General features: G+C 66.1%; 7 protein-coding genes. 2 read left to right on the top strand and 5 right to left on the bottom strand.

Features of this window, described 5'->3' with window-relative positions; all coding sequences use genetic code 11:
* Nucleotides 1-42 precede the first annotated feature (42 nt).
* From JYJ84_RS23315 to JYJ84_RS23295, 5 genes are all read right to left on the bottom strand, one after another.
* On the bottom strand, nt 43-1,359 hold the full coding sequence (locus JYJ84_RS23315) for a sulfate adenylyltransferase subunit 1 (protein ID WP_174955427.1): 1,317 nt from the start codon (nt 1,357-1,359) through the stop codon (nt 43-45).
* Nucleotides 1,360-1,381: 22 nt separating this feature from the next.
* Nucleotides 1,382-2,344 (bottom strand): sulfate adenylyltransferase subunit CysD, encoded by a 963-nt coding sequence (gene cysD / locus JYJ84_RS23310; RefSeq protein ID WP_174967693.1) that lies wholly within the window; start codon nt 2,342-2,344, stop codon nt 1,382-1,384.
* Nucleotides 2,345-2,420: 76 nt separating this feature from the next.
* The gene (locus tag JYJ84_RS23305) at nt 2,421-3,173 is read right to left on the bottom strand and encodes a phosphoadenylyl-sulfate reductase (protein ID WP_122946058.1); all 753 of its coding nucleotides are present in this window, start codon (nt 3,171-3,173) and stop codon (nt 2,421-2,423) included.
* Nucleotides 3,170-3,727 (bottom strand): DUF934 domain-containing protein, encoded by a 558-nt coding sequence (locus tag JYJ84_RS23300; RefSeq protein ID WP_122946059.1) that lies wholly within the window; start codon nt 3,725-3,727, stop codon nt 3,170-3,172. The genes JYJ84_RS23305 and JYJ84_RS23300 overlap by 4 nt, the downstream gene beginning before the upstream one ends.
* Nucleotides 3,728-3,752: 25 nt before the next feature.
* Nucleotides 3,753-5,432, bottom strand: a complete 1,680-nt coding sequence (locus JYJ84_RS23295; protein WP_174955430.1) for a nitrite/sulfite reductase — start codon at nt 5,430-5,432, stop codon at nt 3,753-3,755.
* A gap of 214 nt (nt 5,433-5,646) precedes the next feature.
* On the opposite strand from JYJ84_RS23295, the gene JYJ84_RS23290 reads away from it, so the two are divergent.
* Together JYJ84_RS23290 and JYJ84_RS23285 are read left to right on the top strand one after the other, a co-directional pair.
* Nucleotides 5,647-6,588: a CysB family HTH-type transcriptional regulator gene (locus JYJ84_RS23290; RefSeq protein WP_122946061.1), complete on the top strand. Its 942-nt coding sequence runs from the start codon at nt 5,647-5,649 to the stop codon at nt 6,586-6,588.
* Nucleotides 6,589-6,652: 64 nt separating this feature from the next.
* Nucleotides 6,653-7,527: ABC transporter substrate-binding protein (locus tag JYJ84_RS23285; RefSeq protein ID WP_205189512.1), on the top strand; the 875-nt coding region annotated here is incomplete at its 3' end.

The raw sequence follows: 7,527 nt of genomic DNA, 5'->3' as shown, positions 1-7,527 counted from the left end.
GGGGGCCGGCCCGCGCCGCCATGAGGCGGCGCGGCTCGCCGGTTATGCCGAGAATGCCCGGATCATGCCTGCGGCGACCGTGTGATGCGTCGCCTCGTCGATCAGCACGAACGCACCGGTACCCGGATGCGCGTCGTACGTGTCGCAAACGATCGGCTTCTGCAGCGTCAGCGCGACGCGGCCGATGTCGTTCATCTTCAGCTCGTGACGGTCGGTCGCGTGCGACAGCGTGTGCACGTCGAGCACCTGCTTGACGCCGCCGATCTTCGCGAACACCGTGCTGGTGGTCTGCTTCAGCAGGTACTTGCGCTGCGGCGACAGCGGCGTCTCGTCGAACCAGCACAGATCGGCTTCGAGCTTCTTCGCCGGCTCGACCGGCTCGCCGGACGTGACGAACATGTCGCCGCGCGACACGTCGACGTCTTCCGCGAGGCGGATCGTCACGGTCTGGCCCGCGAACGCGTGCGGGACGGACGCGGTGCCGCCCGGCACCGGCGCGACGATCTCGGCGATCGTGGCCGTGCGGTTCGACGGCAGCACGACGATCTCGTCGCCGACCTTCACTTCGCCCGACTCGAGACGGCCCATGTAGCCGCGGAAATCGTCCGCCGAGCTGCCGTCCTGGCGCGCGACCCACTGCACCGGGAAGCGCAGCGCGTCATGCGCCTGCGTCTCGACCGGCAGCGATTCGAGCACGTCGAGCAGCGGCTCGCCCGCGTACCACGGCATGCGCTCGCTCGCGCCGACGATGTTGTCGCCCTTCAGCGCCGACACCGGCACGAAGCGCACGTCGCTCAGGCCGAGTTGCTTCGCCAGCGTGACGTACGCGTCGCGGATCTCGTTGAAGCGCGCTTCGCTGTAGTCGACGAGGTCCATCTTGTTGATCGCGACGATCACGTGCTGCAGCGCAAGCAATTTGACGATCGCGCTGTGGCGCTTGGTCTGCGGCAGCAGGTCGGCCACACCGTTCTCGATCGTCACGCGCGTCGCGTCGATCAGGATGATCGCCGCGTGCGCGGTCGACGCACCCGTCACCATGTTGCGCGTGTACTGCTCGTGGCCCGGCGTATCGGCGATGATGAACTTGCGCTTCGCGGTCGCGAAGTAGCGGTACGCGACGTCGATCGTGATGCCCTGCTCGCGCTCGGCTTCGAGACCGTCGGTCAGCAGCGCGAGGTCGAGCTCGTCGCCGACCGTACGCTTGTTCTTCGCACGCGACAGCGCGGACAGCTGGTCGGACAGCACGGCCTTGCTGTCGTACAGCAGGCGGCCGATCAGTGTGCTCTTGCCATCGTCGACGCTGCCCGCGGTAATGAAGCGCAGCACGCCGAGGTCTTCGTTGTTCTCGATGATGCTCATGATGTGAATGTCCTCGTGTGCTTCAGAAATAACCTTGCTTCTTGCGCTGTTCCATCGCGGCTTCGGATGCCTGGTCGTCCATCCGGGTCGCGCCGCGCTCGGTGATCTCGGTCACCGCCGTCTCGGCGATGATCTTCTCGACGTCGTCCGCGTCGCTCTCGACCGGGCACGTGCAGGAAATGTCGCCGACCGTGCGGAAGCGCACCTGCGCGAGCTCGCTCGTCTCGCCGTCACGCATCGGCGTGAGCGGCGTGACGGGTACGAGCAGCCCGTTGCGGCGCACGATCTCGCGCTCGTGCGCGTAATAGATCGACGGCAGTTCGAGGTTTTCGCGCGCGATGTACTGCCACACGTCGAGCTCGGTCCAGTTCGAGATCGGGAACACGCGCAGGTGCTCGCCCTTGTGCAGGCGCGCGTTGTACAGGCTCCACAGTTCCGGGCGCTGCGCCTTCGGATCCCATTGGCCGAATTCGTCGCGGAACGAGAAGATGCGTTCCTTCGCACGCGCCTTCTCCTCGTCGCGGCGTGCGCCGCCGATCAGCGCCGTGTAGCCGTACTGCTCGATCGTCTCGAGCAGCGTGACGGCCTGCGCGGCATTGCGCGAATCGGTTTCGCGGCGCAGCACGACCGTGCCGCGCTTGATCGAATCCTCGACGTGCCCGACGACCAGCTCGGCGCCGAGTTCTTTCGCGCGGCGATCGCGGAAGTCGATCACTTCTTCGTAGTTGTGGCCCGTGTCGATGTGCACGAGCGGGAACGGCAGCGTCGTCTTGCGGTTCGCGCCGAGGCCGAACGCTTTCAGCGCCAGATGCAGCACGACGACCGAATCCTTGCCGCCCGAGAACAACAGCGCCGGCTTGCTGCATTCGGCGACCAGTTCGCGCAGGATGTGGATCGACTCGGCTTCGAGCCAGTCGAGGTGGCCCATGCGGTTGTCGGCACCGGTGGGCGGGGCAAAGGCGGATTGCTCGAGCGTCGTGCTCATGATTTCAGTCCTTCTCTTCTGGGTTCGTGCCGCCCGCTGTCGCAGGCGGCGCAAGATTCAGTTTCTTGTCAGGCTTTCAGTGCGTGGCGCCGGCAACGGCTTCCGCGGGAATCGGCGTGATCGTGGTGATGTGCAAGCCGCATTCCTTCGTATCGCGCGACTCCCACCACCAGCGGCCCGCGCGGCTGTCCTCGCCGGGACGAATCGCCCGCGTACACGGCTCGCAGCCGATGCTCGGGTAGCCGCGCGCATGCAGCGGATTCACCGGCACGTCAAACGCCTTGAGGTACGCCCATACGTCGGCTTCCGTCCAGTCGGCGAGCGGGTTGTACTTCGCGATCCCGCGCGCTTCGTCCTGTTCTTCCTCGTGCAGCTCGGCACGCGTGACCGACTGTTCGCGGCGCTGGCCCGTGACCCACGCGCCGACGTCCGACAGCGCGCGGTTCAGCGGCTCGACCTTGCGGATGTGGCAGCACGACTTGCGCAGCTCGACGCTCTCGTAGAACGCGTTCAGGCCGTGCTCGGCAACGTACTGGTCGACCGCGTCCTGCTGCGGATGGAACTGCTCGATCTCGTAGCCGTAGCGCTCGCGCACACGGTCGATCATGCCGAGCGTCTCCGCATGCAGGCGGCCCGTATTCAGCGAGAAGATGCCGATCGACACGCCCTTCGACAGGATCGCGTGCGTCAGCAGCATGTCTTCCGCCGCGAGGCTGCTCGCGAACTTCACCTTCTCGTGGCGGGCACCGATCTGCGCGAGCAGCGCGTCGAGGCGCTCGACCTTCGCGGCGAGTTCCGGTGTCAGCGTGGTGGCGGTCACGGTGCTCATGCGCCCACCTTTGCTTCGGGCGTCGCTACGCCTGCCGACGCCGCGCGGCGGCGGAACAGCGGTTCGGGCTGGTCGAACGCGCCCTGGTAACGCTGCGTGAATTCCGTGAACGCATTCAGCGCGTCGTGGATGTCCTTGTCGGCGCGCACCGCGAATGCGTCGAAGCCGCAGCGCGACATGTACAGCAACTGGTCGCGCAGCACGTCGCCGATCGCGCGCAGCTCGCCCGTCCAGCCGTGGCGCTCGCGCAGCAGACGCGCGATGCTGTAGCCGCGGCCGTCCGCGAAGCGCGGGAAATCGATCGCGACCAGCGAGATCGCGCCGAAATCGGCCACGAGATCGGCCGGCTCGCTGTCCGGTGCGAGCCACACGCCGAGCTCGTCCTTCGTCTTCGCGGCGACGAGCGCCGCGCGCTCAGCCTGCCACAACGCGAACGGCACCAGCACCTTGCCGGCCGGCAACGCGTCGACCGCGGGCAGCGCACCGTCTTCCGCCGCGCGCACGACCTGCCATGCATCGTCGGTCACTGCGCGGTTCTTGATAATCGAAGCCATCTGCTAATTCCTTCTACCCGGTTGGTTACGCGTTCACTGCCTGGCGCGCCGCATACACACGCTCCTTGAACGGCGCGATGCCGATGCGGTCGTACGTGTCGACGAAGCGCTCGCCGTCGATGCGCGATTCGACGAACGTGTCGATCAGCTTCGCGATCACGTCGGGCACTTCTTCCGCGGAGAACGACGGCCCGATCACGCGACCGAGGCGCGCGCCGTTCTGGCCCGTGCCCTGCTCGCCGCCGAGCGACACCTGGTACCACTCGGCGCCGTCCTTGTCGACGCCGAGGATGCCGATATTGCCGACGTGGTGGTGACCGCACGAGTTCATGCAACCGGAAATGTTCAGCGACAGGTCGCCGAGGTCGTACACATAGTCGAGATCGTCGAAGCGCTGCTGGATCCCCAGCGCGATCGGGATCGACTTCGCGTTCGCGAGCGAGCAGAAGTCGCCGCCCGGGCACGCGATGATGTCGGTCAGGAGGCCGATGTTCGGCGTCGCGAAACCGGCGGCCTTCGCCTTTTCCCACACCGCGAACAGGTCGTGCTTCTTCACGTTCGCGAGGATCAGGTTCTGCTCGTGCGACACGCGCAGTTCGCCGAACGAGTACGCGTCGGCCCAGTCGGCCACCTGTTCCATCTGCTTGTCGGTCGCATCGCCCGGCGCCGCGCGATGATCCTTCAGCGACAGCGTGACGGCCGCGTAGCCGGCCACCTTGTGCGGCGCGACGTTACGCTCGACCCAGCGCGCGAACGCCTTGTTCTCGAGCAGATGCTGTTCGAACGATGCGTCGGTGTCGGCCAGCTTCTCGTAGGCGGGCGGCTGGAAGTACTGCGACACGCGATCGACTTCCGCCTGCGTGAGCGTCGACGGGCCGTCCTTCAGGTGCTGCCATTCTTCCTCGACCTGCTGCGCGAACTTCGCGGGCGACAGCGCCTTCACGAGGATCTTGATGCGCGCCTTGTACAGGTTGTCGCGGCGGCCGTAACGGTTGTATACGCGCAGCACGGCTTCGCAGTAGGTCAGCAGGTGCTGCCACGGCAGGTCTTCCTTGATCACCGCACCGATGATCGGCGTCCGGCCGAGGCCGCCGCCCGCGAGGATGCTCGCGACCACTTCGCCCTGCGCGTTCTTCTTCAGGTACACGCCGAGGTCGTGGATCTGCACGGCCGCGCGGTCGTCCTTCGAGCCCGACACCGCGATCTTGAACTTGCGCGGCAGCCACAGGAATTCGGGGTGGAACGTCGACCACTGGCGCAGGATTTCCGACCACGGACGCGGATCGATCTCTTCGTCCTGCGCGACGCCGGCGAACTGGTCGGCCGTGATGTTGCGGATGCAGTTGCCCGACGTCTGGATCGCGTGCATCTGCACCGACGCGAGCTTCGCGAGGATTTCGGGCGTGTCTTCCAGCTCGACCCAGTTGAACTGGATGTTCGAGCGGGTCGAGAAGTGACCGTAGCCGCGGTCGTGTTCGCGGGCGATGCGCGCCAGCATCCGGAGCTGGTCGCTGCGCAGGTTGCCGTACGGAATCGCGATGCGGTGCATGTACGCGTGGCGCTGCATGTACAGGCCGTTCTGCAGGCGCAGCGGACGGAACTCGTCTTCGCTCAACTCGCCCGACAGCCGGCGGCGCACCTGATCGCGGTACTGCGCGACACGCTCGTCGACGATCGTCTGGTCGTATTGGTCGTACTGATACATTCGGGGACCCCAGGGTTTTCGTGGTGACCGCGCGACGTCCTAGCCACGTCGCGCCCGAATCTCCGTTCCGCTGTCACCGCCCCCATCCGCTGCCGGGTGGATTGCTAATGACGAAAACAGATATCCATATTTGAAAAACTCCGGTGAATCGTAATAAACTCGCCTTATATTTCAAACGACTAAAAAATTCTGTTGATATGCGGAAGGGTTATAAATGAACCTGCACCAATTTCGCTTCGTGCGCGAAGCCGTCCGGCAGAATTTCAATCTCACCGAGGCCGCCAAGGCGCTCTACACGTCGCAACCGGGGGTATCGAAGGCGATCATCGAGCTCGAGGACGAGCTGGGCGTGGAGATCTTCACGCGGCACGGCAAGCGCGTGCGCTCGCTCACCGAGCCGGGCAGGATCATCCTCGCGTCGGTCGAGCGGATTCTCCAGGAGGTTGAGAGCCTCAAAAGGGTCGGGAAAGATTATGCGGCCCAGGATCAGGGCAACCTGACCATCGCCGCGACCCACACGCAGGCCCGCTACTCGCTGCCGGCCGCGATCGCCGAATTCAAGAAGCGCTTCCCGAAGGTGCATCTGTCGATCCTGCAGGGCAGCCCGACGCAGGTCGCCGAGATGGTGATCCACGACCAGGCCGATCTCGCGATCGCGACCGAGGCGATTTCCGACTACAAGGAGCTCGTGTCGCTGCCCTGCTTCCAGTGGCACCACGCGGCCGTCGTGCCGGCCGACCATCCGTTGCTCGAACGCAAGCCGGTCACGCTCGACGATCTCGCGCAGTACCCGCTGATCACGTACGAAGGCGCGTTCGCGGGCCGCAAGAAGATCAACCATGCGTTCGCGCTGCGCGGGCTGTCGCCGGACATCGTGCTCGAGGCGATCGACGCCGACGTGATCAAGACCTACGTCGAACTCGGCCTCGGCGTCGGCATCATGGCCGACATCGCGTTCAACCCGGAGCGCGACCGCAACCTGCGGTCGATCCCGGTCGGCCACCTGTTCGGCAGCAACGTGACGCGCGTCGCGCTCAAGCAGGGCGCCTACCTGCGCAGCTATGTGTATACGCTCGTCGAACTGCTGTCGCCGACGCTGAACCGCAAGCTGATCGAACAGGCACTCAAGGGCGAATCCGAATCGTACGAACTCTGAGCGGCGTGTATAAACACGGGGGCGCACATCGCGCCCCTTTTTGCTGTCCGACGGAGAATTCCGCATGACGCTTCCCGCCCTGCCGCGACTTCCCGCGCTGCTGCGCTACGCCGCCGGCGCCGCCCTCGCGCTCGCCTGCGTGGCCGCGCAGGCCGACCTGAAGGTCGGCGTCGACCTGTCGTCGACCGGCCCGGCCGCCGCGATCGGCATCACGAGCAAGAATGCGATCCTGATGTGGCCGAAGACGATCGCCGGGCAGCCCGTGCAGGTGACGGTGCTCGACGATGCGTCCGATCCCGGCGCGGCCGTGCGCAACATCCGCAAGCTGGTGGACGAGGATCACGTCGACGTCGTGGTCGGCCCGAACATCACGCCGGCCGCGCTCGCGGCGCTCGATGCGGTGGCCACCGGGCAGACGCCGATGATCACGCTGGTCGGTTCCGGCGCGATCGTCGAGCCGCAGGAAGGCGCGCGGACCTGGGCGTTCAAGATGGCGCAGAGCGACCGCGCGATGGCCGACGTGATGACGCGCTATATGGCGAACCACGGCGTGAAGACGGTCGGCTTCATCGGCTTCGCGGACAGCTACGGCGACAGCTGGCTGAACGAATTCACGCGCTTTGCTGACCTGCGCAAGATCCGCGTCGTCGCGACCGAGCGCTTCAACCGCACCGACGCGAGCGTCACGGGCCAGGCGCTGAAGCTGATCGCCGCGAAGCCCGACGCGATCCTGATCGCGGGCTCGGGCACGCCGGCCGTGCTGCCGCAGCGCACGCTGATCGAACGCGGCTACAAGGGCCCGATCTATCAGACGCACGGGATCGCGACGCCGGAATTCATCAAGCTTGGCGGCAAGGACGTCGACGGGACGCTGTTCCCGACCCAGCCGGTGGTCGTCGCGCGCACGCTGCCGGCCGATCATCCGGCCCGCACGGCCGC

Origin of the sequence: Burkholderia sp. LMG 13014 (assembly GCF_905232215.1) — a bacterium.
Lineage (GTDB): Bacteria > Pseudomonadota > Gammaproteobacteria > Burkholderiales > Burkholderiaceae > Burkholderia.
This window is presented reverse-complemented; position numbering and strand designations above follow the sequence as displayed.